The following is a 26,659-nucleotide window of genomic DNA, read 5'->3' as shown; positions in this document are numbered from 1 at the left end:
CTTTAATGCTTCCGGCTGATAATCCTAATACAAAATAAGTTTACGATAGCTTCAAATAATAAATTGAAGAATCAGATAGGTCAACTTGTTTTTGAGACAGTTGATGAATTTGATTATATACCGATATCGTTCTCAAAGAGCAACGCATCAAGAAAACAGTATCGAATATCATCTGTTTATAAAAAATTATTGCTGCCCGATAAAAATATAAGTAAATAAAAAAGATGATTCCATTTTTGCCGCTTTTTAATACAAATTTCGGGATATTACTTACTTAATATCAATCGGTAAGTATAGATACGGATGCTGCTTTCAATGGCTATCCAAGCCCCTATTCAGACAACTGCTTTTATAGATATGAGAAGCCATAATGTTAATTACGCTTAAATCAATATTTATTTTTGGCGCTATAAGTATAATAAGCCATTTTTTTTATACCTTTAGCTTCACAAAATCTATATGCAGTAACATGAGTGTTAAAAGAAGCGTCTCAGTAAGTATTGTCAAACCTGGGACAAAAAGAGCTATCATCTGTCGTAATGATAATCAAGTCGCATTTTCTCCTGTTAATTGCATTCAAGGAGAGGGGAGAATTGTTAGTAGAGAGATTCAATATAATGCTAAGGCTAACAAGAAAGCTATAAGACAGATAAGAGCCCTACAAGAGAATAGAATAATTACTCCTAGATAAAAGGGGTAAAGTTTTAATTTTTTATGACCCCTGCCTAAAGCAGGGGTTTTATACTATGGATACACACAATTGCAGAACGCCTTTTGATCAGATTGAAAAGAGCTTGTACAATAATGAGGCAAAAAATGCTATTTTCTCTCCAGTCCAGCTTATTCTTAATGCAGGGAAAGACCCCAAAGGACATTTTACATCAAAATTTCTAACACAGGTTGAAAAGGCTTTTAAAGAGCATATTCTGTATTTGTCAGAAGTTTCAATTAAAGCTGATGATGATGAGATTAAAAAAGAACTGGAAGAACTTCACTTTTCAAGAAAAAACGATGAAAACAGTTTGTTAGAATATTTAGAACAGAATATTACTAAATTTTATCTTTTAATTGATGAAGATAGTGAAAAATTAAAAGGAGATGCTTTGTGGGCAACCCTTTTTGTCTGGATGGATACTGAGTATACCTGTCCTATCTTTGCCAATCAATCATTGAATATATTTACATTATTCACCCTTTCCGTTTTAAAAGCTGAATATCTTTATGATGATTATCTCAGTAATAAAAGAATTGACCCACTAAGACAACATATAAGGAATAATTATAAAATGCACAAGGATAAGATTGTCCTGATGTTTATAGCGAGAAGTGATGCTAATTATTACTTGAGAAATATTGAAAACTTATGCGATCTATATTTCAAATTTAATAGGAAAATAGATAATGTAATAGACTATAAAAACAATGCAACACTCCATCTGATGAAAGTGGAAGAAGCGGCAGATGAAATGAGCAAATATCAAATGGGGATTGGTAAACTGACTTATGAACCTGATGATTTGGCCATACTGCTGGAGATAAGTTCTATTTATCCATATCTCTTTCTATACATTTTGGAAATGACTTATATCGACCATAATTTTATCATCGGGAAGAAAGAACTTGAAGCATTGCTTACCCTACGGACTATCATCAAACAAGTGTATTCTTTTTTTGACAATGATTCCAAATTGCCGTTGAATTTGATCGATAAGAGCATAAGAACCAACTTTTTGCACGTGTTGCAGTTGGTGGATTTTAAAAACGACTTTCTTATATATAAAACTATCAATAGCGATAAATCCAATTTATTAGATGATTATACATTTATAGGCGGGCATAATACTATAAATTTCAGGGTGGACGAACTGTATTCAAAAAAGGATTGTGATACCTTTACGAAAAGAGATACGCTGGATGTTAATATGCTTTTGAACAAGTATTGCGACACCGCTTCCAATGACCTGCTTAAAGAGGCACGTGTATATAATCAGCTATTAAAGAAAGAGAAAATATATTTGGATAACGAGCCAACGTTAAGGGGGTATGAAAGACATTTTTGTAAAGTGATCTATCACAAAGAGGCTGAAAAGATTGCAAAGCATTTTGAACAGATACCTTTGGCCTACAAGGCACAAAAAGAAGACATACCAATCGATTATAAGGATATATCTTCCTATAACCGCAAAATTGCACAACATGCAAAAGTGCAATTTGTTAAATACGGAAAATATATAAAACGACTTGAAGGACTGAAGAATGCCTCTCTTGATGCAAAATTTGAATATCTACGTGAGTTGAATATGCTGCTCAAAACTGACATTGAAGTCTATTCTTGTTCATTCATTATAAAGCATACAGATTTTGTGTTGAATGCTTTGAATGCACTTTGTGATAAAAACAACTATAATAGCTTCGGCTTTACTCTCCGTATGGAAATAGAAGCATTGCTGGATATTTTCTCGCGACTATTAAAAAGCATAGAAAATAATACCTATTGTATGAATTTTGCCTCTCTATATCAAGATTGCTTTTTTAATTTTACGTGGAAAGATACATCTGATAATAGATTTTTATCCATAACCAGGCAAGAGTATCATACTAAAGATATTATAGAAAAAGAAGGTGATTATGTGGAGGTTGTCCAATCAAATGTAATAGAAAACTTGAAGGCCGATTTATTTACTTCCAAGCTTAACAAAGAAACTATTTTTATAGCTTCTACTTGGTTGAGACCGGTTGGGAAAGAAGAACTTAAAAATAAATTTGAGAACTTCAAATTCCTAAAAAACAACTATATTGCACATTTCTATTCCTTGTATTTCAGTCATTATGAGAATAAAAACAAACTACAAGAGAAGAAATTCGATGAACTGTTTAAAGAATTTAATGAAAAGGCAGAAGAAACCAAGAGGAATATGGTACAAACGTTGGGCATTTTTGCCGCCTTTTTAGCATTAGCTACTACCTCTATCGGTGCGTTAGGCGCTTCAGAGAATCCCATTGATTATCTTAGGGTTATATTTAGTATAACTTTCTGTCTGGGTATTTTTGTGCTGATGTTGAATCATGTGTTTCCTCAAAAGGAGATAGTCACAGAAGATACAAGAACAGAGGATGGAAAAGAAAAAGCGAAGAAAAAGTGGAATATTTGGTTCAATAAAGTAACTATACTATATTGGGTCTTATTTATTGTATTGATCATGATTTTCATCCTATAATGAGTGTAAATAATAGCCCCAAAGTAGTCCACTATAATAATTGAAAAGTATACCACTTGGTTAGTTGCCAACTCATTACCTTAAAATTGGGTACTCCTCCCAAAGCCTTTATAATAAGGCGATAAGAATTTTATTCCAGAATTATGAAAAGATTCTATAAACGATCTTAGTTGTCCATTATTTTTTCTCCCAACCCAATAAATAGACTACTACCTTAACGTGAATTCGATATTGACTAAAAAAGCAACAGACCTATCAGACAAACTTCTATAAGAGGACACGGGATTACACCGCACCTCAATTTACTTCTTCAGAAGATAGGTAAAAACGCAACAATCTTATCTAAGATAAAGCCAAATGGCTCATCAGTTATGAACAGGAGTCGTTTTATGAAGTTGCCTATTAGTCTGTATGCTTTTATATTTCATTCCATTGGTATGGCTCATATTTCTTGCCGGTTTTAAGCACAGAGAAGATTATGTTCGACAGCTTTCTTGCCACTCTCACAATCGCCTCCTGCGGTTCCATTCTCTTTTTGTAACTGATATATGCACAGCCAAGCCCAGTGTCCCTGTAAATGCTTATCCATGAAGCTTCCACAATCTGCGGGCCGAGTTTCTTGTTTCCCCGGAATGTCTTTTCGCCATGTGCCACCTTATCACCGCTGCTGTGGCTTGTAGGAACAAGTCCTAAATAGGAGGCAAACTCTCTTTCGTTCCGGAAGCGTTTAAAGTCACCTATTTCAGTCAGAAGAGCCATGCCCACACTGATACCAATACCAGGAATGGAAGTCAACAATTCGTAGTCATTCCTATAGCGTTCACTACGGCTAAGCTCCCTCACCTTTCTTGTCGCCATCAACAAGGTTTGACGAATGTTTTCCACCTGTGCTATCAGCAGATCAAGAGAGTTACGTGTGCTGGAAAGCAGGGTAACTTCTTTCTTCAACCAGTTGATGAAAACTTTCGACCAATGGCTGCCAGGTTTGGAAAACCGTTCGGGGAAAACCACCCGTTGCTATGCAGCAAATGCTTTACTCTGGATTTGTAACCTCCCAACTGTTTCTGTATGGTTTTTCTCAACCGTACCACAGCCCGTGCATCAATGTCATCACGTTTATGGATATAAATCCCGGTAAGCAGACCTGCCTTGAGCGACTTTACGAGTTTGACCGCGTCCACCTTGTCGGTTTTCATCGTTTCCTCATATTGCGTAGTGGGAACATCCGCGGCATGAATGACTATACAATCGATACCCACTTCTTGCAATGCGTAGTAAGTTGAAAAGCCGCTGAAGCCGGATTCGTAAACCGCATGGTATTCACCATCAGGATAGTGCTTCTTCAAAAAGTCATAGCGCAAAGATCTTTGATTCGCCTTGAGTTCGATCACGAAGTCTGATCCTTTATCTCTAATCCTGTCTATTATTACCTTCTGGAATGACATGGCATCTGCTGTGACTACACATCCTGACACGTCTAGTTTGTCCAACAACCGGGGCACGGATTTGATTTCATTACTTTTCTCCGTGCAAACATCAGTAGCCAAAGTAAAGCCCGAACGGAGTGAATATGCAGAGACGATATCAGGGTTACGTCCGTTCTCGTACAAGGTACCCCGCATGGCCTTGCCATCAATACAAATGATGTCAGTTGCCGAAGTGGATATTTCCTTGCGGAAAAAGTCTGCAAAAGCAGACATTCGATCAGCCATCTTTTCATCGTCTATGCTTTGGAACACACGGCAAAGCGTAGCTTCTGAGGGTAGCCCATACGGGAATAGCCCTTTGGCCTGCAGGCGTTTTAAGTGATGTTTGCCAAATTGAAGTATTTCAGCCCTGGTAATACACTTGCTGAGCCTCCCCAATAGGACAAGCATGAGTATGTCTTCAAGTTTGTGCTTGAAGTTTCCCCTGCTTGTTCTGCGGTATTCAGGGACTGAGGATACAAATTTTCTCAAATGAGTCATGATGCTGCCACGAAGACAGTCAAAGTGTTTCTTCTTTAGTAGAATTGTATGTAAAAAGTTGCATATCAGATAAATAAACCGCATTTTTGCTGTCGCAAAAACAAAGGCGGAAGACCATATCACTATTGAATTCCGCCTATAAAAAAATTAAAATGAACGATAAGAAGAAACACATAAGGCGGTGCTTCCGCATCGCTGTGCGCAAATATAAGGGTTTTTACTACAACAAAAAGCGATGAACAAGATTTCTTAAATGAAAAAGCCGTGATTCGTAAATCATATTTTCGCTTTCTTTCTTGCAGGTTCAGTACTTTTGTTATATATTGCCACTCTGTTTCCGTTAAATCAGTATGATACATTTTTTTTTTAAGTTTGGTCACTTCAAAGAAAAAAACTATCCGACTGATACGGAAACTTCTTTAGAGAAAGATTTCAGCTATTTTTAAACAGGCTCTAAGTAAAAGTCAGTCTTCATTTATTGAGATGGTTGATAACATACTAAATCACAAAGAAGAGTTGAATGTAGATAAAATTGCGCAGGAGAAATTGATAGATAAAATGGTCTATCAGCTTTACGGCCTTACCTACGATGAAGTCCTCATCGTTGACCCTGAGACCCCAATCACACATGAAGAATATGAATTATAAAAGTAATTATTATATGAACTATTTTAAAGATATTATTATTGGAATAACAGGAGGTTTGATTACTTTCTGTATTACCTCAACCCTAACAGAAACATGGGATATCCAACTTCCTTTATGGATATGGTCAATTGTTTTTGTTGGAGTTTTTGGTTTGGGTTACGCAATCTACTGTCTGTTTCTTTGGTATAGAGTGAGAAGAATAATTTCAGAATTTACAGAGAGCGCATTTGGAGATTCTTTTGTTTATACATGGAAATACAAAAAAAGCTCAAATGGACGTTATAGTACATATGGATACGAACCGACAGAGATTCGCACAAAAAAACTTTATCAGAAATGAATAATGAGAGAGTACATACTTGCGGCCATGAAGTCCCAGAAGATACCATTAAACTCTTTATTCAATTGATTATAATAACCAATGTTAATAAGAAAATGGGGAAGAAGCTGTTTCCCTTGTTGGAATATTTGCACTGGACAGAGAACTCACAACGTCACAATCTACTTCATTAAATATATGGTAAAAAATGAGACTACAAATATGTGCAGAAATAGAAGGGTTATTCTTACTTAAAGGCGAGATAATTGCAAAACTATATCCTTATGAGTTTGCCTTATATGAAAAAGATGAGAAACGTTTTATTAGTATAACAAAATCCATTAAGGATTATATGAAATATGCACCTAAGTTATATGTAAAGGACGGAATTACACATATAGAAGCCACAAAACATGAAATATATAAAGATATGGAAGAATGGCTTTATTATATAGAGGCTATGGGTGCATTCAATTTTGAGGTCTCAAAAATTCATGTTGATGAGTTGGAAGTTAATTGGATATACGAGACAGATGATGAAAAAGGACAAATTCCTATTACATCATTGAAACGGAATAAGCAGGAACGAAAAGCTGAAAAATATGTAGCAAACAGTAATCTGTCAAATCTTGTTATTTTTAGAAGAATGTTGCCGGAAGCTCATATTCCATTTAGTTATTATAGGCAGGCTAAAGCTTTTTTCGATGATAGCAATTACTATTTTGCATTTATAAACTATTTTATGATGCTTGAATTTTGTTTTGCTGAGGGGAATTTTCATAAGCAAAAAATGACTGGAAGTTTTTTGAAATCTAACCTATTAAAGCTTTGTGTACTTTCTGCAATCTCAATGATAAAAGAAAGAGACAATAATACAGGGAATTATAAGTGGCTTTTGGATGAGTGCAAAACAAGACAGAAAGATGTGAATTTTGAAGGTATTGTATATGTTCTTATAGAATACAGGGGATTGCTTTCTCATGCAACTACTTGTTCAAAAAAGTATCTTTTTGATGATTATAAGTTAAGGTCTTTAGCCTTTATTACGAGTTTGATTTGCTTTCTTTTGTGCGGATATATCCAAATATATTGTAGTTCAAGTGAGGAAAGTAAAAATAAACTTATGCAAGAACGTATTAGCAAATTAGAAGAAGAACTTTATAATAATTCTCCAAAATAGAAAAAATAGAAGCATCTATGTCCCGACTAAGTGACCTATACAAAGCAATGGAAACATTGCGCAAAGAAGGTCTTTCATTGAATGAAGATCTTGAAAAGCAAGTGAGTGATTTGGAAGAGAACATCATCAAAAAGGAAATTCTTCCGATTGTAACCGAGACGATTGCACCGGCTTTAAAGCAAGTGCAGCGCGAATTAGTGCTTGTTGTGGATTATGTACCCGGTTCACCTATTAGTGTACACTTGTCTCGTAAACGAAATTTCACAGCAGATATAGCGGATGCCAAAGAGATTCTTCCTGATCCACAGGTGGAGCATAAGGAAATAGGTAAGATCGGGCCGAAAGGCGAAATAGCACCGGCTACCCGATTGAAGATTACATTTGCTGATGGTCGCATGATTCAAGAGCCGCAAGCTGCCGAGACTTTCCGTAAATTTGTGATAGAAGCAGGTGCAGACCGTGTTCGTTCTTTAGGAATGAAGCTAAACAAAGTACCTTTGATTTCTAATACGCTTGATAAGAAGTATAAAAGTTCACAAAAGCCGGTAGGCAACGGTTGGTATCTGATGACATGTAGTAGTACGCTTACGAAAAAACGGGATATTGAGCGCATCGCTAATGCATTTAATATAAAAATCCAGGTTGAAATAGTATAATTGGCATTGGAAGGATTCATGATATGGCAAAAGAAATAATAATAAACGATAGCGAGTACGCTCAAATATTGCAGCAGGCAGTTTCTGAAATCCAGACTGCTCGTACTACCGTTGCCCGGCAAGTAAACACTACCGTCAATTCTGTATATTGGAATATCGGGAAGTTACTCTTTGATAGAAACTTGGAGAGCGGATATGGCAGTGGCGTGGTGAAGCGGCTGTCGGTGGACTTAAAAGAGCAGTTTCCTGATATGGGGTTATCACCTCGTAACCTTTGGAACATGAAGCGATTATATGAGCGTTATTATCAAGAAGATACAAAACTGCTACAAGCTGTAGCAGTTTTGCCGTGGGGACACAACTTGCTACTTTTAGACAAGGCATTGCCTGCTAATGAAACCCTATTCTACGCCGAAGAGTGCTTGCAGAAAGGTTGGTCGAGAGATATGTTGCTCAATGCGATAAAGATGAATACCTACGCATCCCGTCAGACGAAAATCAAAACGAATAATTTTGATGCCGTACTGCCGATGGCACAAGCCGACTATGCGAATGAAGTATTTAAAAGTTCGTACAACTTGGGATTCCTTGGAATAACAGAGCCTGTTAAGGAGTTGGAACTGGAGAAGCGATTAGTATCTAAAATCAAGTCGTTTATACTGGAGTTGGGCAAAGGTTTTTCTTTTATCGGAAACCAATATCGTCTGGAGTATAACAATAAGGAATATGCAGTGGATATGCTCTTTTTTCACAGAGGTTTGAGGTCGCTCGTTGCGATTGAATTGAAGCTCGGGGCCTTCAAGGCAGAGTATGTAGGCAAGATGAATCTCTACCTTTCGCTGCTTGACCGCTTGGAAAAAGGAGAGAATGAGAACCCGTCAATCGGTATCATTCTTTGCGCCGACAAGGACCACTTGGATGTAGAGATTGCTTTGCAAGATATAAACAAGCCGATTGGGGTAGCCGAGTATCAACTGTTGCTGCCCAAAGACGAACTTCAGGCATTACTCATCCAAGAAATCAATTCCATCGAGGAGAGTGGTGATTTAAGCGAGGAGTAGCAACTTTTGTTTTGCTACTCCAAAAACTTTTGTACCTTTACATTCGAGCTAAAGAACTACTCGAAAAATGAAGAGCTTCACCGAAGTTCGCTTGTTGCAAATCCGTTACCTGTTTCGCTCTTCTTTATGCGGAAGTTATTTATAAACAGGACGATAAATCTAAAACATAGTTTCGTTACTAAATCGTAACTCACCTCCAAAACTCAAAAAAATGAATATAATAGATTAATTTTCAACCGATTGCCTTCTTTTGCATATTCTCAAATAACTCAACTGTAATTAGTCGTCCCTTAAAAAGTAGTTTATATTCTGATTATTAGCCAATAGCCCACTAGTATGATATACTGGGTACAAATACCACAGCGGCAGATGCCATTTTGGACAGAATCGTACATACAGGCATACGTTTTGAGCTAAAAGGTGAAAGCATGAGAAAAAAATAACTATTTTTGCCCAACATGGATGATAATGATAAAAAGTGAACGGATATCACCGTTTTGAGTGGGTGGGTATCAGCCGTTTTTTCCACATTCCCTTGCTTTATTGCCATTGTTCCTATTTCCGAACTTCTCTGTTTAATGCGTTATGAATCAGTTCTTAACGCATATATTCACTTTTTTGTTCCGAGAGGGGCAGCCGGATGTAATTGTGCGATAGTGAACTGCCTTTGTGCGTGTTCGCACAATAACAAGAAAGCGTTCGAGAATATATTGTATTATATAATAGCTATTTAGCTATATGGCATGATTCTTGCAAGTATAAAGAAAAAACAGTAATAGAACATGATTAAGCATTACTTGAAAGTAGCATTACGCAATTTAATGAACTTTAAAGTTCATAGTCTTATTTCGGCTATTTGTTTGGCGATAGGCATCACCTGCTTCTGCATGATGAATTATTTTATTGATGCCGTATCCGGTAAGATTGAACTGTCCGATGATAATGAATACAGCATCCGGTTGCTCGGAACATCTTCCCAGACAGCCGCCGATATCTATTTGTTTAAGGAGGATTTTGATTATCTGAAAGAGTTGCCAATAGCGGGCATAGATACCCTTGTGGCTTCTTCCTCTTATAGCAATGGAAAAGAAATTACGGCCATCGACAAAAAACAACAGGAACTGCCGTTTTTGGTGTCGTTCAAAAATGTATCACCTAATTATTTCACCTATAATTCGTTCAAATTGAAGTATGGCAATCAAGAGATAACAGCTCCCAATGAGGTGATCGTCTCCGAATCGTTTGCCCGGAAAGCATTTGGACAAGAAGATCCGATAGGTCAAGTCATCCGTCAGGAGACAGAGGCTAACGACTCGTCTGATCTTATGGTGTATAAAATTGTCAATGTTGCTTTGACAGAAGAAAAAGATCATCGTGGAAAAACAATCGATTGTTATTTTCCCCTGTCCGCAAAGTCCCGTACTCCACTCAGTATCAGATCACGTCTCACCGGACAAACCACGACGGAAAGCCTGAATAAACAGTTAAAGAACCTGACCTGGAAGCATGGAGACCAGGATATCTATTTATATGCTTCCCTGGAGTCGGAACAGAATGACAGCGTCCAAAGAACGATAAGTATTCTGCTCGCCCGGTTTATAGCTTCTCTGATTTTATTGTCTGGTTTGATCAATTTTCTGAAGTTCATTATCCAGATGTTCTATAACCGGCAACGAGAACTGGTGCTTCGCAAATGTATCGGTTCGGACATCAAAGGATTGTTTGCCTTACTTTTCGCCGAGATCTTCTGGATGCTATCTGTCGCTTTCTTTCTGTCATTGGCCGTGACGGAAATCACCCTCTCTTTGGCATATACATACATCCGTCCGGAAGACATGATCTCATTCTCCTTGGTAGATCTATATGGTTCACAATTAGGCTTGTATCTCGTTTTGTTGTTGATCTGCATGCTCGCCATTCTTTATCCTATCTATCGGTTACGCCGGTTGAGTGTCCTCCATTCGGTCGTACAGAGACAGAAGCGGCATGTGTTCCGCAATTTCATGATTGCTTTGCAATTGGCGATCTCCATCCTTTTCACAGGCGGTGTATTTGGCATAACGCTTTTATTCAATGAGATGTTTGAAGGAATGTACCATCCTTTGAGCACGGAAGAAGAGAACCGGGTGATTTCAATATCGGTCAATACCATACGCATGCAGAAAAACATGGATGCCATTCTTTCGGATATCCAGTCCTTGTCCGAGATAACCGATCGGACATCCGCTTTCAATACTTTCGATGCCGATGTTTATACCTACATGACCTACATGAAAAACGGAAAGCCGAGAGGAAATGTGCTGATGATCCAAGCAGAGCCCCATTATTTTGAGTTCTTCAAGATCCCGTTTTCCGGAAAATTGGTGGATAAGGATGCTCAAGGTTTTGTTTATATAAGCGAACAGTTTAAAGAACAATTGCAGAGGGATAGTATAGAAGGCAGTGTCACGTTGGATGGCAAAGAATACCGGATTGCCGGAACTTACCGCGCACTGAACAAGGAAAATGCTCAGAACAGGGCAGTCGGTTCTGTCTTTTTAGTTAATCCGCAAGCCTACACCTATTACTTTAAAACCCTCCATTCGGATATTACTCCGGTCGCCCTGGAAAAAATAACAGAGATCTGCCGGCGTTATGTACCTGAGACATTGCCTCTTGATATTCGTAATACGGGTGATTCCAAACAGTCCGTTATGGGAACTGCAGCACTCTTGCAGACAGCATCCCTGTTGTTGGCAATAGTCAGTATACTCTTGTTGATATTAAGTATTTATTCCGGAATCTCCATGGATGTGGTAAACCGTCAAAAGGAAGTAGCCATCCGAAAAATAAACGGGGCTACCCCGAAAGTGATTGCCCTGTTATTCGGCAAAATCTATCTGATTATTTACCTATCTGTCTTCGTAATTATCTATCCGTTAGTACGATTGGTGTTGATAGGGATCGCACAAAAAAGTAGTTTGAAAAGCATATATAGTTGGAATTGGGGAATCTTGTTGTTCTTCACGATGGCCCTTTTGATCTTCTTGGTTACGGCATACAAGATTTATAAAATAATGCACCTGAATCCGGCAAGTGTTTTGAAAAAGGAATAAAAACGACCTCTATTGCGTCTGCCCGTTATGAAGGTGTGTCCAACTAAAGTGTCCCCCAAAAGTTTTGTGTCTGACTTTTGGGGGCACTTCATATTTAGTTCGCTGCCAGAATGAAGAAGTCTTTCAAATTTCATTATAATATGGGTAAATAATATGTTTTTACTCAACTTTCAAGACGAAAGATTGTTTCCAAAGCATGTAATCCAAATGATCTCTTATGAATCAAAAGCGTAATCAAGCCAAGGTCGTGAACGTATTTACCGTATTTACGGTAATGCTGATATTGTATTTTATTGTAGGACTTTTCACCGTCATCAATCAACAGTTTCAGATACCGTTACAAACAGCTATGCTGCCCCATGATGGTAATATCACCAATGCATTGGTGACGATGCTGAATTTCTCATGGTTCCTTGCCTATCCCCTATCCGAAGGATTCGGGACACGATGGCTGGAAAAATACGGATACCGAAAAACGTCTTTTCTTGCCTTGCTGATACTTATCGCCGGACTGGCGATCTATGAAGCAGCCGTGCTTTTCCATATATATACACCCATGCAGGTCACCATCATCGGCAACCCTATCTCTGTCGGCTTTTTCATTTTTCTGATCGGCTCTTTCGTGATCGGTGTAGCCGCCACGATCCTGCAAGTAGTGCTCAATCTATATCTCACGGTTTGCCAGATTGGTAAAACGACGGCCTTGCAGCGGCAGATGATCGGTGGAACGAGCAACTCGATCGGCATGGCTATCGCTCCGTTGGTAATCAGTTATCTGATATTTCACGGAACACCCTTGCATGACATCGTGACGAAGCAATTTATTATCCCGCTGATCGTATTGATTCTGATCATGTTGATTGTCACCCTTTTTGTCGGCAGAATACAAATGCCTTCTATCGGCAATGTACTCCAAGCACCGGGAGAAAACCTCGATAAAAGCGTATGGTCATTCAGAAATCTCAAATTAGGGGTATGGGGAATTTTCTTCTATGTAGGCATCGAGGTTGCCGTCGGAGCCAATGTCAATATGTATGCATCCGAACTCGGAGGATCGTTCGCCTCAAATGCCACGCATATGGCCGCTTTATATTGGGGATTTCTGCTATTGGGACGCTTCTTAGGCTCCTTTATCAGGCGAATCCCTTCTGAAAAGCAATTGGTGACAGCCTCTATCGGGGCCATCATACTACTCGTGCTTGCGATGTTGACGGCCAATCCCTGGATCTTGACGTTGATAGGCTTTTTCACTCTATCATGTGGCCGGCCATTTTTACATTGGCAACCGACAAACTGGGGAAATATACCACTAAGGCATCCGGAGTGCTGACAATGGGAGTCATCGGAGGAGGTATTATTCCTCTTCTGCAAGGAATCTTTGCCGATGTGATGGGTGGCAACTGGCTTTGGACATGGCTGTTGGTCATTGCCGGAGAAGCTTACATTTTGTATTATGGCCTAAACGGATACAAGCAACATTAAACTCTATGATAAACTTCATTAAACGGTACTCTGCCCCGTTCACCCCAGATTCCTTTATTTCCATCCCGTATTCCACAGGCAATCACCATGTTCACCCCGGCACCATGAGGCAATTTCAACAGTTTCTTCATTTGTTTACTGTCAAAGCCCTCCAAGGGACAAGTATCATACCCTTCGTTGGCCATTGCAATCATAAATGTCTGAGCGGCAAGCGCACAAGATTTATGGACGACGACACGCATATCACCCTCGGAAACCTCACGCACAATAGGGCGGAAAAGGCCGATGGCTTTAGTCAATAAAACTCTCAAAAAACCCAGTATGCCAAAGAAGCGGGCATAAAGAAACGGCATTAACTTTCCATAATAGAGTTCTCTGTCCTTGATACGTTTTTCCTGACGCTCCCGGGGACTGTTTCGTCTGACGTTCCCTCTTTCAAAATCGAGTACAAACCTGGCCCTGCTCCGATATAAATTCTGACGTGTAACAAAAACGACAATCTCTGAAGCTGTTGAAGTCGCAGTCTGGTCAAGACAGGCTTTGGATATCTTTGCCAGCAACTCTGGTTGTGTGACCTGATAAAACTCCCACAATTGCATATTTGAACTGTTGGGTGCCAACGTTGCCAGTTCCAGACAATGTTTCACCTTTTCCGGATCCAACTGTTTCTCTCTATCAAACACCCGTACAGAACGACGATAATTTAAGACTTCCTCTAAATTCATTTTTATCTGATCAAATTATTTTTCCCATTTAATTGTTGCATTACCACCTCCGCCATTTCTTTTGAACTGAACGGGTTTTGCCCCGTTATCAGATTATGGTCCACCACTACTTTTGAGGTCATCGGAATCAATGCTTTTTCGTAATCGGCTCCTCTCTTTTTCAACTCTGCTTCAAGATCAAAAGGTACCTCCTTCTTTCTCCTGGCAACACTTTCCTCAAACCAGGAAAATCCTGTGAGCCTTTTATCTTTTATAAGATACTCTCCGTTGGACAATTTGACATTCAAAAGCCCACTTACACCATGGCAGATCGCGGCTACTATTTTAGTATGCTCATAATGCTCCTTAATAATCGTCTGCAAAGTGGTATTATTAGGAAAATCATACATCGTACCATGTCCGCCCGCCAGATAGATACAATCAAACAGCTCTCCGGCAACCTCGTCCAAACTCTTCGCATGTCGCAACTCATTCCTAAATTCAGGATCATCCCAATACCCTTTCGTAAGTTTGTCTAAAACCATCGGCTTTAAACTTTCCGGATCAACAGGGACGTTGCCACCTTTGGGGCTTGCTATGATTATTTCATATCCCTTTTCTTCCGCACAATGATAGATGTGGGTCAACTCACTGAGCCACAACCCTGTTTCCAGATTTCCATCAGCATACATATCCGTTCCCGTTACAACAGCCAGCATTTTCAAGGTATCCATATATATTCTTTTTATAGTGACGTTATATAGGAACATGGCTGTAACCTACTTGTTACTTTACCAATCAGACTTTTAACTTTATTTTCAACCACTTGTGACCCGGCTTCTTAAAACATCCACATTCTTTGCCGGGATATCAGCCAACTTCAAACTTCTGCTTCGCACATTCGTATCCTTCTTCATACAGATCGGTCAGTTTATGAATGTCACGTTCAATGCGATCGACAACAACCGGTTTCCGGGGCCGGATAACAGTTATATTTCCCTCTTCTTCCATACGCTCAACCATCTCCAACTGTTCGTTGTATACAGCACAACGCCTGCTCAACGCTTCACGTATCTTCGGATATTTACGATAAACAAAAGAGGGAACGCGGATGTCTTTATTCTCTTTCCGATAACCGCGGTTCCGGGTAAGGACAACCACATTGTTCCGATATCCATCGTCTATGGCACGTTGCAAAGGAATAGAGTCGACAATACCTCCGTCCAGCATGGGAATACCGTCTACATAAGCTATGGGGCAAACGAAAGGAAGGCTGCTGGAAGCACGGACAATGTCGATCACACGGTTTTTATCCTCTTTCTCCTCAAAATAATTGGCTTCTCCGGTCAGGCAATTGGTAGTCACCATCACATAACGCCCGGGAGAATTGAAGTATGCCTGATAATCGTATGGAAGTATATGCTCGGGAAACTCCGTAAAGAGGAGATCGAAGTCCAGAATATTCCGTTTCTTAAGCAGATGTTTCAGCCCGATATAATGATATTTTTCTAACAGGTCGATATTACTGTACTTGGCACGCCCACGCTGTCGGGACATATACGAAAGGCCGTTACAAGCCCCTGCAGACACCCCGATCGTATAAGGAAAACGAATATCATGGTCCATTAGATAGTCCAGTACCCCACAGGTAAACACTCCGCGCATACCTCCGCCTTCAAGCACCAGACCGGTTTGATTATCGATTGTCATCTTTCAGAATAATTAATCGTTAGAAATTAGTAGTACCTTAGTTTTTCTTAGGCCGCCGGATGACTAACAAGGAAGGAAAATCACGGAACACTTCTTCCTCTTCGGACAACTTCGTATAGGACAGGTGGCTCATCACAAGCAAGCCGTCCTTTGCTACCGAAGCCAGATCAACGGCGCTATTAAAGGATTGCGTTCGTATCCGGGAGGAATATTTGGCCAGTATCGGCTCTGTAGACTGCCGGAAAGCCTCATCATCCGTATCGAAGAGGAAAAGATGTACCTGTGCGCCCCCCTCCAGCATACTCTCAAGATAAGTAAGCAGAAAAGCATCGATCACCCCACCCAACACAAAAGAGACGGGGACGTTTCCGCTATAACCACGGTTGACAAAAACGGCTACCGGACATTTCACCTGTTCCATCACATCATCTATCTTATCACGAAACAGAGAGAGCCATAACACTCCGCTGCCTCCGGCAGCATCCGGTCTGTACTTACTTCCTGCTCCCAGCAGAAACATGTCAGGACGCTCTTTTCGTGCCAACCGGATCATATCCTGCACCAATTTATCGGTCACCCGGTAACGGTTTTCAACACTAAGTCCCAACTCGGAAGCTTTTTCGTCCACCAGCGAGAAACTATCACGGGCATATTGCTCTGCATTCAATGGGTTTAAGTCCGTCCCCACCGTAAAATGGGCAGCGACCACATGGGCAGCTTTCATCTTTTTTCCAAATAATAAGAAAAAGACGGAAAGCAGGCTGCGTCCCGACTCCGGGCGTCCAAAACAAAAGACCAACTTCAACTTAGCCGATAAACGTTCTTCGCGACGGGCAAAAATCTGTTCAACAAAATGCAGCAACGGGGTGGTCATGAAGGTAGTCACCAGAGCCATAATGACCAGGATTACAAAAATAGAAGGTGGAAGCACTCCCATTTCGTATCCGATGTTTAATGCAACCAACTCCATCAATCCCCGTGTATTCATCAGCGTACCGATAGTAAAACTGTCTTTCCACGACTCTCCCACCAAACGGGCGGCAACGGCGCAACCACCCAGTTTTCCTGCCACAGCAACCGTAATCAACAACAGGCAGACTCCCCAAAGCGCCGGACTGTTAATCAATCCAATCTCCGTACGCAACCCGGTAAAGGCAAAGAAAAGCGGAAGGAAAAAGACAAGAGCAATGTCTTCCACTTTTTCCATCATCACTTTACGGAATCCCAGGCTGGGAGGCATCACGACTCCTGCCATGAAGGCTCCGAACAGGGCATGAATACCGATAATCTCGGTAAGCGTAGAGGAAATAATCAAAATCAGCAGAATCAGGGCCACAAATGTTTTATTAATCACCTCCTGATTGGCATACACCTCTCCTACTTTCTTGAGAAACGGCCGTACCACCATAAACATGATTATGATATAAAGGGCAGTCAGCCCGATGGCATAAAGAGCGCTGGCAAATGTTCCGGCCTTGGCAATGGCTATGACTACAGCCAGCAAACACCAGGCAGTGACATCATCATTAGCAGCCGAAGCTATGGCCAAAGTTCCCAAAGGAGTTTTCGTCATATTCCGTTCCTGAATGATGCGGGCCAATACCGGGAAAGCGGTAATACTCATAGAGATACCGATGAAAAGGGCAAACGGCAGGAAACTTGTCTGGGCAGCGGCATATTCTTCATAAATCCAGTAAGATGCAACGATGCCGAGGAAGAACGGAACCAATATACCTGCATGGCTGATGACCAATGTTTCGTTGATCTTGTTTTTAAGTACACTGAAATCGAGTTCCATTCCGATCACAAACATGAAAAGTACCAGACCGACCTGGCTCAATAATTCAAGATTCGTAAGGGACTCCGGAGGGAACAGGGCCTGGAATACATCCGGAAAGAAATAGCCCAACACGGAAGGTCCCAACACAATTCCCGCCACAATCTCACCAATCACCCCCGGCTGCCCGATATGTTTAAACAGAAAACCAAAAAGCCTCACCATCAACAAGACAGCGATTATCTGTATCAACAATATACTTAACGGATGATGCAGGTTGTCGGTGACAAACTGACAAAACATAGCGAAAGGAGTCTCCTCCGCAACAGCTGATGATGCTACCACATGGTGTGAAAAACGGTCACCTTCCTCGATAGCCATGTAAATAAGTGCCCCGAAAAGGAGCAACATGATTACATAAATAAGATAATTTTTTTTGGCTCTCTGCATACAAGCATGTTTTTGTGTGAAGTGTGTCTATGCAAAGATAAAACAAACCAAAAGAAAAAATAGTTTTAGAGCGGGTTTAAATATTGATTCATATAAAAAGGCACTGAAAAGAATATATGGACACTCTGTTTACTTTCCTTATTTCCGCTTCAAAGTTCCTGTTTGTCATCAGTAAAACGAAGATACAGAGGAATAAGAAAGAATAAAAGAGAAAGATAACCAACAGGAAAACAAGATTATAACAACACACAAAATTGATTTAAAACCAAAGGCTTGTTGATTTAAGAGGTAAAACCCGTTAGTTAAAAACCCAGAGGACTTTGGTTTTAAACTAACGGGAACATAGTTTCGAATGTATCCTAAAACACCTGTTCACTAATCGCCGGTAATTCCCTGCCCCTTCAGGTCGGCAGCCGATATTGTAAAATCATTTCCCTGCTTGATCCGTTCCAATACCAGGTTGCCTACTTTCCGGGCATCTTCTTCCAAAGCAAACCCTTTCCGCTCCGGAAGGGAAGGTATGTATGGTTGGCAGATCACTACCCGGTCGCCACAAAGAATCTGATAACCATATCCGTTCCCATTTTCTGTTTCAATTACTTTGAGACGATACGTACAAGCTTCATGCCGATCATAGAAAAAGAGGACTGAAACAGCGCAGGCAACGCATATCATACAAAGTAGCTTCTTATTCCTCTTCATATTCATAAGGTTTCAGTTCCCAGGCATCGTCAAAGTAAGAACTCGAACCACTGCCACCCGTCGCAACAATACCCCGGGTCCCGGTAGAGAAGCAAACAGCATGGATACGGGTACTTCCTTCAAACGCCGTCAGGTCGTCACCTTCCCAAAGATCGGTTGCCGGATCATAAATCCAATAATTCGAATAATAGCTTCCTCCGGCAGTGGAACCCAGAGTCAGATAAGCTTTTCCATCGATCACAAAACTGACTCCATAGGAACGGACAATAGATGTATAGTCATCATCGTAATCATCATCACTCGTATTGGCGATGTCTCTCAATTGTGTCCAAGGTGTAGCAGCGGAAGGGTCGAAGCACCAGAAGTCCGATACATCGGAATTATTGTTCTGCCCTCCGCAGACATAAGCTTTCCCGTCGATGACAAATGCCGTACCTCCCTGACGCTTTTGTCCTCCGAAACCGTTCACGATAGTCCATTGTGAACCGGCTGCGGCAGTAGGGTCGAAACGATAAAAGTCCTTCAGGTAATTATCGTTGTAACCGGTTCCCACATAACCATAATTATCAATCCCGAAGCCAAGGGCATAATAGCGGGCTCCTCCCTTGAAGTCGTCCATCTGCCTCCAACTATTCGTTTCCGGATTATACTCCCACGTATCGGACAGGTATTTCTGATCGGGATTGTATCCGGTAGTGACATACCCTTTGCTACCTACCGAGAAGCCGGTGGCAGCATTGCGGACCGTACCGGGCATATCGGCACGCTGAGTCCACCAGTCATTGTCGATATCATATTCCCAGGTATCGGCGAGCCGGGTCGTTTTTCCGTTATAGCCTCCGCAGATGTACCCTTTATTACCAATGGTGAAACCGGCAGCATCGGTCCGTGCTACCCCGTCAAAGTCCGAACGCCGGTACCATACTCCGGCCGTATAGGAAGCATCTTCCGTACAGGCACACAAACAAAAGAGTATGGCACAAAGCACCAATACTCCGGACGCGGACTTACTCGCTACAGTTTTTTCTATTCCAGTCATCCTTTTATTCTGTTTTTTAATCGTTAATTACTGACCGCAAATGTAGACGACATCAGTAAGGGTGAAAAAAAGGATCGACTAACAGGCACATTCTCTCTACCAACCAAAATGCAGTCGATAAATCATTCCGGTTAGTCGATAGTTTTTTAACAGGGAAGAGAAATCGACTTCTTTTGCGGCAAAATTATCCGATTAATGAAACAGAAAACCCTATCATTTTTATTCATCACTCTTTTAATATCCCTCCTTGCCTCTTGCCGGGACGAACTGTCGACAGTAGGAGGCAAATGGGTGGAAAGTTCCCTGCGGACGGTGCAGACCGATACTTGCACGGTCCGCATCAGCACTATCCTGAGTGATTCTCTTGCCACATCGGGCGACACAGTCTGCCAGATAGGAACCATTGACGATCCCGTCTGGGGCAAAATAAAGACCGCTTTCTATGCAGAATATGACGTACCGGGAGTTTCATTCAGCGAAGATGCCGATTATGGTTTCGATTCCATTACCATCCGGTTCTACTCTTCGGGCAATTATCTGGGAGATACTCTGAATCCGCAACGCATCTCACTGCACAGCCTCTCAGAAAATCTGTCGCTGGACGAAGGATACCTGTATAGCAAATCGACAGTGGCTTACCATGCCACTCCCTTAGCTTCGTTCACCTTCACTCCCACTCCGGGCGAAACCACCCGGGAACACGAAATCCGCCTCTCCGACGAATGGGGACTCAAGTGGTTCGAACGTTTCCAAAACGGATCACGCGAGATGGAGTCACAGGAATACTTCCGCGACTATTTCAAGGGCATTGCATTCATTCCCGAAGAGGGAGGAAGTTGTATCAACGGTTTCATGGTGAATGATTCAAGCCTGTGCATCACACTTTATTATCACCAGACGAAAACAGACGCAACGGAACTGTCCGCCAGTTTCCCGGCCAACAGCGACTTGAGGTTCAACCAAGTCAGTTGTGACCGTAGCCGGACAGCCCTCTCCTCCTTACAAAGCGGAATCAATAACGGGCTTCCTTCGGAAAAGTCCGACCACCAGGCCTACCTGCAAGGACTGACGGGAATGTATCTCAACATCGACTTCCCATTCCTCAATGACTTGCGCGCCGAAGGCAGACTGGTAACTATCGAAAGTGCGCTCCTCCGCCTTTATCCGGTAAAAGAGACGTATGGCGAACGGTATCCTCTCCCCGAATCGCTGACACTATATACAGCCGACGAAAACAATGTAACGGAAGATGTCGTGACGGATATTTCAGGCAGTTCGGTACAAACCGGAAGCCTGGTAACGGACGAAATGATGGGAGAAGAGACCTATTACTCTTTCGATATTACCTCTTTCCTGCAAAGCAATCTGGGGACGGTGGGATACAACCGGAAAATCCTTCAGCTGATGCTTCCGGACAATTTGTTTTTCACCACCCTGAGTGGAGTCGTATTCGGAGATGCCGGCCATCCGGACAGTAGCCCCGTGAAACTAACCATACTTTATAAAACATATAACCCATGAAAAGACAGCTGATTCTACTGCTTACGCTTTGTCACTCCACCTTATTAATATATAGTCAGAACACAACCAATTCCCCTACATCCATGTTCGGCCTGGGCGAACTTTCAACCGGAGAAGGCGGACAGTACGCCGGACTGGGCGGAGCGGGAATCGCCCTGCAAAGCTATAACTTCCTGAATACTGCCAATCCTGCCTCACTTACCGCCATCGAAGGACAACGTTTTCTGATAGACGCCGGACTGATGGGGGCATACAAAATCTACACCCAAACCGGAACAAGCAATCATTCGGTAGTGGGAAACCTGAATAACCTCAGCATCGGTTGCCGTCTCACTCCCCATTGGTACGGGGCTGTATTTATGGCACCGGTCAGCAGTATGGGATACGCTATCACACTGGATCAGGACATCACGGGAACCGGAAATTCCACCGTATCATCACTTTTTGAAGGAGAAGGGGGGCTATCTAAAATGGGTATCAGTACCGCCTACCGCCTTTTCAAAGGTTTCTCTGTCGGTGCTAATCTTTCGTACGTGACCGGAACCATCAAACAAACAGAGACTCAGGGAAGTCTCAGTGTGGAAGAGAGTTCTTACAAGCATGCTTTTTATGTCGATTTCGGCGTGCAATACAAGTTTTCTCTAAATAGGGATAAGTCCATTGTAGCAGGGTTTGTATACGGGTACTCACAAGATCTGGCACAAGACAACAACCTGTCGGTGAGCAGTTCGTCGGGCAGCGAGTCGATTGATGAAAGCCAACGTTATGTGCGCCAATGCCTCCCGCAGTTTATCGGGGCGGGATTATCATACAATAGCCTCCGCTGGATGCTGACAGCCGAATACAAATATACGGATTGGAGCCGCATGAAGTCTTCAAAAAGCAACGTCCGCTTCGAAAACCAACACCGGTTATCGGCAGGTATGGCCTACACAGCAGGCAATATCTACCGCAATCCGATGAAACTGTTACTCGGAGCGGGCGTCAACAATTCATATATGGTCATCCAGAAGAAGAAAGCAACCAACTACTACATCAGTGCAGGAAGCAACTTCACTCTCTATAACGGAAATGTCCTCTCGTTAGGAGTGAAATACAGTGATCAACTCCATCTGCCCAACGGTATGCAACGGGAACAAGGGCTGGCACTCTTCTTCAACTTTACCTTCTCGGAACGGACATACCGGGCGAAAATACAATAGACTAATCACGGAACACTTCTTCCTGCTTCAGAACGTAAGCATCAGTCAAAGCACCGGTAGCAGGTTGTTTCTCATTGTTCAGCATCACCAGGCTGCCCTCCTGCACCTTAAAGTAAGAGACTTCGCCTCCTTTTTCAGTAAGTGTCAGCAGATTGTCTTTTACCGTGAATGTGCCGGTTTCATCAAACTCGGCATCTTTGCGATCAATGTAAAGCCAGTGGTATGTATAAGTGCGATCCTTTTTCAAGGTCAGAGTCAGTTCTATGCCCGGACAATCGGCAGCCGGAATCGTACCTTTGTAAACTCCATAGTAATCGAGAGAGGTTTCGGCAGTGTGCATATCTACCACTTGGGTGGTATCGTTACCCGCCGCAGACACATCGGCTTTCTTCGCATTTGTACAACCTACGGCAGTTAAAGTGATAAATGCTGCTGCCATCCAATAAAGATTCTTTTTCATCGGTTTAAGTTTTTATAAATGAAACATTAAAATATGATAGCAAAGATAGGCGTTCATTTCCATATTTAAGGATATTCAGCTATCTTTGTCGCATAAATATTAATAAAAACGACATAATAATGAAAAAGACAATCCTCCTGGCCGCTTTAGGCTTGATCAGTCTGAGCGCATTGGGCAAAGACAAACCAAAAGAAGAAGGCTTCGTTTTCACGACAGTGAAAGAAAACCCGATTACATCCATCAAAAACCAGAATCGTTCAAGCACTTGCTGGAGCTTCTCGAGCCTCGGCTTCCTCGAATCGGAACTGCTCCGTACGGGAAAAGGCGAATACGATCTTTCTGAAATGTTCGTTGTACACCACACAATGGTTGACCGCGCCGTTAACTATGTCCGCTATCATGGCGACAGCTCCTTCTCTCCGGGAGGAAGCTTCTATGACATCATGTTCTGTATGAAGAACTACGGACTTGTTCCGCAAGAAGCCATGCCGGGTATCATGTATGGTGACTCACTGCCCGTTCACAACGAACTGGATGCAACAGCGGAAGGTTATGTAAACGCCATTGCCAAAGGCAAACTGAAGAAACTGACTCCGGTATGGAAAAAGGGTCTTTGCGCCATCTATGACACTTACCTCGGACAATGTCCGGAGAACTTCACTTACAAAGGTAAAGAATATACTCCGATGACTTTTGCACAGTCTCTGGGTTTGAATCCGGACGACTATGTATCTCTGACTTCATACACACACCACCCCTTCTATTCACAGTTTGCCATCGAAATTCAGGACAACTGGCGCAACGGATTGTCATACAACCTGCCGCTTGACGAATTCATGGCTGTAATGGACAATGCTGTAAAGAACGGATACACGTTCGCATGGGGTAGTGACGTCAGCGAAGAAGGATTTACCCGTGACGGTATCGCCGTAATGCCGGACGCAGCCAAAGGTGCTGAACTGACAGGTTCGGATATGGCCCGCTGGACCGGAATGACCGCCGCCGACAAACGCAAAGAACTGACTTCAAAGCCACTGCCGGAAATTAAAGTTACTCAGGAAATGCGCCAGACGGCTTTCGATAACTGGGAAACAACCGATGACCACGGAATGATTATCTACGGCATCGCCAAAGATCAGAACGGAAAAGAATACTTTATGGTGAAAAACTCTTGGGGCACTAATAACAAGTACAAAGGTACCTGGTATGCTTCTAAAGCTTTCGTTGCTTACAAGACTATGAATATTCTGGTTCACAAAGATGCGCTTCCTAAAGATATCGCAAAGAAACTGGGAATCAAGTAAGAAATTACAAGTTACAGAGCCACGGGCTGTAGTCTGCAAGGTGTAATCCACTTGTAGATTACAGCCCGTTCTTATGGCCTGTAACCCGACCTTAACTGCTGATACAAATCTTGTTGATATATTCTGTAAACCTCTCCTTATAATTATCGCCGACAGGTATGTATATATTCTTATTAAAAATGATGCGCAACCGTGAGACCTCCGTTATTTTCCGGAGATTGACGATATAGGAGCGATGTACCCTCATAAACATTTCTTGCGGCAGACGCTCTTCCAGTCTTCTCATACTCAGCAGAGTGACTACCGGCTTATCCGCCATATTCGTGTAAATGCGCACATACTCACTCATGCCTTCGATATAACAAATATCCGCCACATTGATACGGATAATCCTGGATTCGGACTTCACAAACAACGAACCGTCCCGTTCCAGCAAATCCGATTCCGCCCCTCCCCCGTAATCCTGCAAATGATACTCAAACTGCCTGCGTGCCTTGTCCGCCGCCTTCAGGAGATCCTGAAACTCGAACGGCTTCAACAGATAGTCCACCGCATCCACTTTAAAACCTTCAACAGCATATTCCGGATAGGCGGTAGTAAACACAATCAGAGGTTTCACCACCAATGAACGCACCAGATCGAGTCCGTTCAGGTCCGGCATATGAATATCGACGAACATCAAGTCGACTTCTTCTTCAGAAAGCACCTGCATGGCACCGAAAGCATCCTGACAGGAAGCAATTAGTTGCAGGAAGGGGACACGTGAAATATAACCTACCAATTGTTCAAGCGCCAACGGCTCGTCATCAATAGCAATGCATTTTATCATAACAGAGGAATGATTAATAAAACGTTAAAACTACCCTCGCGCTCGTTGATAGACAGGGTATAGTCCTGCCCGAACAAAAGCCTCAACCGCTTACGGACATTTTCCAATCCGATGCCATGATTCTGTTCACCGGATTTTCCCCAATTGCTGTTGGAACAGCGAAACGCAAGTTTCCCATCTTCTACAGTCATGGCAACTCGTATGAACGACTCTTTCTGATAACTCACTCCATGCTTAAACGCATTCTCTACAAAAGAGATAAAGAGTAAAGGCGGTATCTGTACTTTTGGTATTTCGCCGGGCATGTCGCACATGATGCAAACCTTATCGGTATAACGAAGCTTCATCAGGGTAATATAGTTATCGAGAAACTGTATCTCACGCGAAAGCAAAATCGTTTTATTACTTGCTTCGTAAAGCACATAACGCATCAGTTTAGAGAGTTCGACAATGGTCTTCTTGGCTTTCCCGACATCCATATCGACCAGTGCATGAATGTTGTTGAGCGTATTCATAAAAAAATGCGGATTGATCTGATACTTCAGATATTGCAATTCCGATTGCAGATGCTGGTGTTCCAACTCTTTCAGTGCCTCTTCATCCCGCATGGACTTGAATAGAAGCTTGATAGCCACAACCCCACCACCAGCAAAGCCAGTGAGAAACGTCCAAAAAGATAGCCCGGCAAAGGATAAGGCCCCTGCCGGAGCGGATCCATCACTCGCTTGGGCATGGGTGGTTGAGACGAATGTTCTTCATAAATATAACCGGGAGGAACGGGCATCGGGTTGTTGAACTGCCTGTGCCTCGGCCGGCTGAAGGAGGGATATAAGAAAAAAAGCAGAACAATGACTCCTATCAACGAAAATGCATACTGCCAATATCGCTTCCGAAGCAACAATCAGGGGGCGAGTAAATAGTTGTTCACTACAAAAAGCAGAAAAAAGGGTAACGTCAACAGCCATGCCACCCGTATGGTCTGCCAACTGAAGGTATGTATCGAACTGATGGATGAAAACAGATAGTCGCCCACCAACGGTACGAAGATAACAGTCAGCCAGATGACGAGATAAACCACCTGCTCCAGTAATTGCTGCTTATTAATCTGTTTCATTATGATAAAGTCTTTCTGAAGATTAGTCCACAAAAATACCCCCTTTTGTCCATACCCGACAAAAGAACTCGACAAAGAGGGACGTTTTGACGATAAAGCATGGTAAATCATGAACTTCCCTTTTCTCCGCCGGTGCATTTATTCGTTACCCTGAAAAGATCGATGCCCCTCAGCCACGAATTTTGCCAGTAATTACCTATCTTTGCAGCCCGAAAAAATAA

Annotated in this window: 19 protein-coding genes and 3 pseudogenes; 11 read left to right on the top strand and 11 right to left on the bottom strand. The window is 42.1% G+C overall.

Annotated features, from left to right (window positions below; all coding sequences use genetic code 11):
- Nucleotides 1–746 precede the first annotated feature (746 nt).
- Nucleotides 747–3,218 (top strand): hypothetical protein, encoded by a 2,472-nt coding sequence (locus tag ISX59_RS08305; RefSeq protein ID WP_005821271.1) that lies wholly within the window; start codon nt 747–749, stop codon nt 3,216–3,218.
- Nucleotides 3,219–3,635: 417 nt separating this feature from the next.
- Here the strand turns inward: ISX59_RS08305 and ISX59_RS08300 are convergent, their stop codons facing one another.
- Together ISX59_RS08300 and ISX59_RS08295 are read right to left on the bottom strand one after the other, a co-directional pair.
- Entirely contained in the window at nt 3,636–4,166 is a 531-nt protein-coding gene (locus ISX59_RS08300; RefSeq protein ID WP_005821273.1) for an IS110 family transposase, read from the bottom strand.
- Nucleotides 4,163–5,185: an ISAs1 family transposase gene (locus tag ISX59_RS08295; RefSeq protein WP_234060305.1), complete on the bottom strand. Its 1,023-nt coding sequence runs from the start codon at nt 5,183–5,185 to the stop codon at nt 4,163–4,165. The genes ISX59_RS08300 and ISX59_RS08295 overlap by 4 nt, the downstream gene beginning before the upstream one ends.
- Nucleotides 5,186–5,846: 661 nt before the next feature.
- Between ISX59_RS08295 and ISX59_RS08290 the strand changes: the two genes are divergently transcribed.
- From ISX59_RS08290 to ISX59_RS08260, 7 genes and pseudogenes are all read left to right on the top strand, one after another.
- Nucleotides 5,847–6,173, top strand: a complete 327-nt coding sequence (locus tag ISX59_RS08290) for a hypothetical protein (protein WP_234058984.1) — start codon at nt 5,847–5,849, stop codon at nt 6,171–6,173.
- 187 nt (nt 6,174–6,360) lie between these two features.
- On the top strand, nt 6,361–7,332 hold the full coding sequence (locus ISX59_RS08285; RefSeq protein ID WP_044301490.1) for a hypothetical protein: 972 nt from the start codon (nt 6,361–6,363) through the stop codon (nt 7,330–7,332).
- Between the two features lie 17 nt (nt 7,333–7,349).
- Nucleotides 7,350–7,988, top strand: a complete 639-nt coding sequence (locus ISX59_RS08280; RefSeq protein ID WP_005821281.1) for a hypothetical protein — start codon at nt 7,350–7,352, stop codon at nt 7,986–7,988.
- Nucleotides 7,989–8,011: 23 nt separating this feature from the next.
- A complete protein-coding gene (locus ISX59_RS08275; RefSeq protein WP_005821283.1) occupies nt 8,012–9,049 on the top strand; it encodes a YhcG family protein in 1,038 nt (345 codons plus the stop codon).
- 335 nt (nt 9,050–9,384) lie between these two features.
- A pseudogene (locus ISX59_RS08270) lies at nt 9,385–9,492 on the top strand (ATP-binding protein); the annotation flags it as partial.
- Between the two features lie 339 nt (nt 9,493–9,831).
- Complete coding sequence (locus ISX59_RS08265; RefSeq protein WP_220575809.1) at nt 9,832–12,144, top strand: ABC transporter permease; 2,313 nt, start codon at nt 9,832–9,834, stop codon at nt 12,142–12,144.
- Between the two features lie 217 nt (nt 12,145–12,361).
- Nucleotides 12,362–13,626: pseudogene (locus ISX59_RS08260) on the top strand (MFS transporter).
- Here ISX59_RS08260 and ISX59_RS08255 read toward each other — a convergent pair.
- The 6 genes from ISX59_RS08255 to ISX59_RS08230 all read right to left on the bottom strand — a co-directional run bounded on the left by ISX59_RS08255 (nt 13,623) and on the right by ISX59_RS08230 (nt 20,008).
- Entirely contained in the window at nt 13,623–14,351 is a 729-nt protein-coding gene (locus ISX59_RS08255) for a nitroreductase family protein (RefSeq protein ID WP_220575808.1), read from the bottom strand. The pseudogene ISX59_RS08260 and the gene ISX59_RS08255 overlap by 4 nt on opposite strands.
- Before the next feature lie 2 nt (nt 14,352–14,353).
- A complete protein-coding gene (locus ISX59_RS08250; protein ID WP_217737772.1) occupies nt 14,354–15,064 on the bottom strand; it encodes a type 1 glutamine amidotransferase domain-containing protein in 711 nt (236 codons plus the stop codon).
- A gap of 136 nt (nt 15,065–15,200) precedes the next feature.
- On the bottom strand, nt 15,201–16,040 hold the full coding sequence (locus tag ISX59_RS08245; RefSeq protein WP_005780737.1) for a patatin family protein: 840 nt from the start codon (nt 16,038–16,040) through the stop codon (nt 15,201–15,203).
- A 37-nt stretch (nt 16,041–16,077) separates the two neighbouring features.
- On the bottom strand, nt 16,078–18,267 hold the full coding sequence (locus tag ISX59_RS08240; protein WP_005780738.1) for a cation:proton antiporter: 2,190 nt from the start codon (nt 18,265–18,267) through the stop codon (nt 16,078–16,080).
- 375 nt (nt 18,268–18,642) lie between these two features.
- Nucleotides 18,643–18,969 carry a DUF4907 domain-containing protein gene (locus ISX59_RS08235; RefSeq protein ID WP_232307369.1) on the bottom strand — a complete coding sequence of 109 codons (327 nt, stop codon included), beginning with the start codon at nt 18,967–18,969 and terminating at the stop codon, nt 18,643–18,645.
- Complete coding sequence (locus ISX59_RS08230; RefSeq protein WP_220575807.1) at nt 18,956–20,008, bottom strand: kelch repeat-containing protein; 1,053 nt, start codon at nt 20,006–20,008, stop codon at nt 18,956–18,958. Before ISX59_RS08230 ends, ISX59_RS08235 begins: the two co-directional genes overlap by 14 nt.
- 195 nt (nt 20,009–20,203) lie before the next feature.
- Here ISX59_RS08230 and ISX59_RS08225 point away from each other — a divergent pair, with 195 nt between their 5' ends.
- Nucleotides 20,204–21,529, top strand: coding sequence for a DUF4270 family protein (locus ISX59_RS08225; RefSeq protein ID WP_220575806.1), 1,326 nt, complete (start codon nt 20,204–20,206; stop codon nt 21,527–21,529).
- Entirely contained in the window at nt 21,526–22,731 is a 1,206-nt protein-coding gene (locus ISX59_RS08220; RefSeq protein WP_122330548.1) for a hypothetical protein, read from the top strand. The genes ISX59_RS08225 and ISX59_RS08220 overlap by 4 nt, the downstream gene beginning before the upstream one ends.
- A gap of 1 nt (nt 22,732) precedes the next feature.
- Here ISX59_RS08220 and ISX59_RS08215 read toward each other — a convergent pair whose 3' ends face one another.
- Entirely contained in the window at nt 22,733–23,191 is a 459-nt protein-coding gene (locus ISX59_RS08215; RefSeq protein ID WP_220575805.1) for a copper resistance protein NlpE, read from the bottom strand.
- Between the two features lie 119 nt (nt 23,192–23,310).
- Between ISX59_RS08215 and ISX59_RS08210 the strand changes: the two genes are divergently transcribed.
- Nucleotides 23,311–24,495, top strand: a complete 1,185-nt coding sequence (locus tag ISX59_RS08210; RefSeq protein ID WP_005807760.1) for an aminopeptidase C — start codon at nt 23,311–23,313, stop codon at nt 24,493–24,495.
- A 91-nt stretch (nt 24,496–24,586) separates the two neighbouring features.
- Here ISX59_RS08210 and ISX59_RS08205 read toward each other — a convergent pair whose 3' ends face one another.
- Nucleotides 24,587–25,324 carry a LytTR family DNA-binding domain-containing protein gene (locus ISX59_RS08205; RefSeq protein ID WP_005780748.1) on the bottom strand — a complete coding sequence of 246 codons (738 nt, stop codon included), beginning with the start codon at nt 25,322–25,324 and terminating at the stop codon, nt 24,587–24,589.
- Nucleotides 25,321–26,438 (bottom strand): annotated as a pseudogene (locus tag ISX59_RS21415) (sensor histidine kinase). The gene ISX59_RS08205 and the pseudogene ISX59_RS21415 overlap by 4 nt, the downstream one beginning before the upstream one ends.
- Between the last annotated feature and the right edge of the window lie 221 nt (nt 26,439–26,659).

The organism is Bacteroides sp. FSHCM14E1 (assembly GCF_019633785.1).
GTDB lineage: Bacteria > Bacteroidota > Bacteroidia > Bacteroidales > Bacteroidaceae > Bacteroides > Bacteroides hominis.
Note: the sequence above shows the minus strand (reverse complement) of the source record. Positions and strands in the feature narration are given on the sequence as shown.

Excerpts from the sequence above, each read along its gene's own strand:
- ISX59_RS08305 (WP_005821271.1), top strand. The coding sequence starts at position 747 with ATGGATACACACAATTGCAGAACGCCTTTTGATCAGATTGAAAAGAGC.
- ISX59_RS08295 (WP_234060305.1), bottom strand. The coding sequence starts at position 5,185 with ATGACTCATTTGAGAAAATTTGTATCCTCAGTCCCTGAATACCGCAGA.
- ISX59_RS08290 (WP_234058984.1), top strand. The coding sequence starts at position 5,847 with ATGAACTATTTTAAAGATATTATTATTGGAATAACAGGAGGTTTGATT.
- ISX59_RS08285 (WP_044301490.1), top strand. The coding sequence starts at position 6,361 with ATGAGACTACAAATATGTGCAGAAATAGAAGGGTTATTCTTACTTAAA.
- ISX59_RS08280 (WP_005821281.1), top strand. The coding sequence starts at position 7,350 with ATGTCCCGACTAAGTGACCTATACAAAGCAATGGAAACATTGCGCAAA.
- ISX59_RS08275 (WP_005821283.1), top strand. The coding sequence starts at position 8,012 with ATGGCAAAAGAAATAATAATAAACGATAGCGAGTACGCTCAAATATTG.
- ISX59_RS08265 (WP_220575809.1), top strand. The coding sequence starts at position 9,832 with ATGATTAAGCATTACTTGAAAGTAGCATTACGCAATTTAATGAACTTT.
- ISX59_RS08255 (WP_220575808.1), bottom strand. The coding sequence starts at position 14,351 with ATGAATTTAGAGGAAGTCTTAAATTATCGTCGTTCTGTACGGGTGTTT.
- ISX59_RS08250 (WP_217737772.1), bottom strand. The coding sequence starts at position 15,064 with ATGGATACCTTGAAAATGCTGGCTGTTGTAACGGGAACGGATATGTAT.
- ISX59_RS08245 (WP_005780737.1), bottom strand. The coding sequence starts at position 16,040 with ATGACAATCGATAATCAAACCGGTCTGGTGCTTGAAGGCGGAGGTATG.
- ISX59_RS08240 (WP_005780738.1), bottom strand. The coding sequence starts at position 18,267 with ATGCAGAGAGCCAAAAAAAATTATCTTATTTATGTAATCATGTTGCTC.
- ISX59_RS08235 (WP_232307369.1), bottom strand. The coding sequence starts at position 18,969 with ATGAAGAGGAATAAGAAGCTACTTTGTATGATATGCGTTGCCTGCGCT.
- ISX59_RS08230 (WP_220575807.1), bottom strand. The coding sequence starts at position 20,008 with ATGACTGGAATAGAAAAAACTGTAGCGAGTAAGTCCGCGTCCGGAGTA.
- ISX59_RS08225 (WP_220575806.1), top strand. The coding sequence starts at position 20,204 with ATGAAACAGAAAACCCTATCATTTTTATTCATCACTCTTTTAATATCC.
- ISX59_RS08220 (WP_122330548.1), top strand. The coding sequence starts at position 21,526 with ATGAAAAGACAGCTGATTCTACTGCTTACGCTTTGTCACTCCACCTTA.
- ISX59_RS08215 (WP_220575805.1), bottom strand. The coding sequence starts at position 23,191 with ATGAAAAAGAATCTTTATTGGATGGCAGCAGCATTTATCACTTTAACT.
- ISX59_RS08210 (WP_005807760.1), top strand. The coding sequence starts at position 23,311 with ATGAAAAAGACAATCCTCCTGGCCGCTTTAGGCTTGATCAGTCTGAGC.
- ISX59_RS08205 (WP_005780748.1), bottom strand. The coding sequence starts at position 25,324 with ATGATAAAATGCATTGCTATTGATGACGAGCCGTTGGCGCTTGAACAA.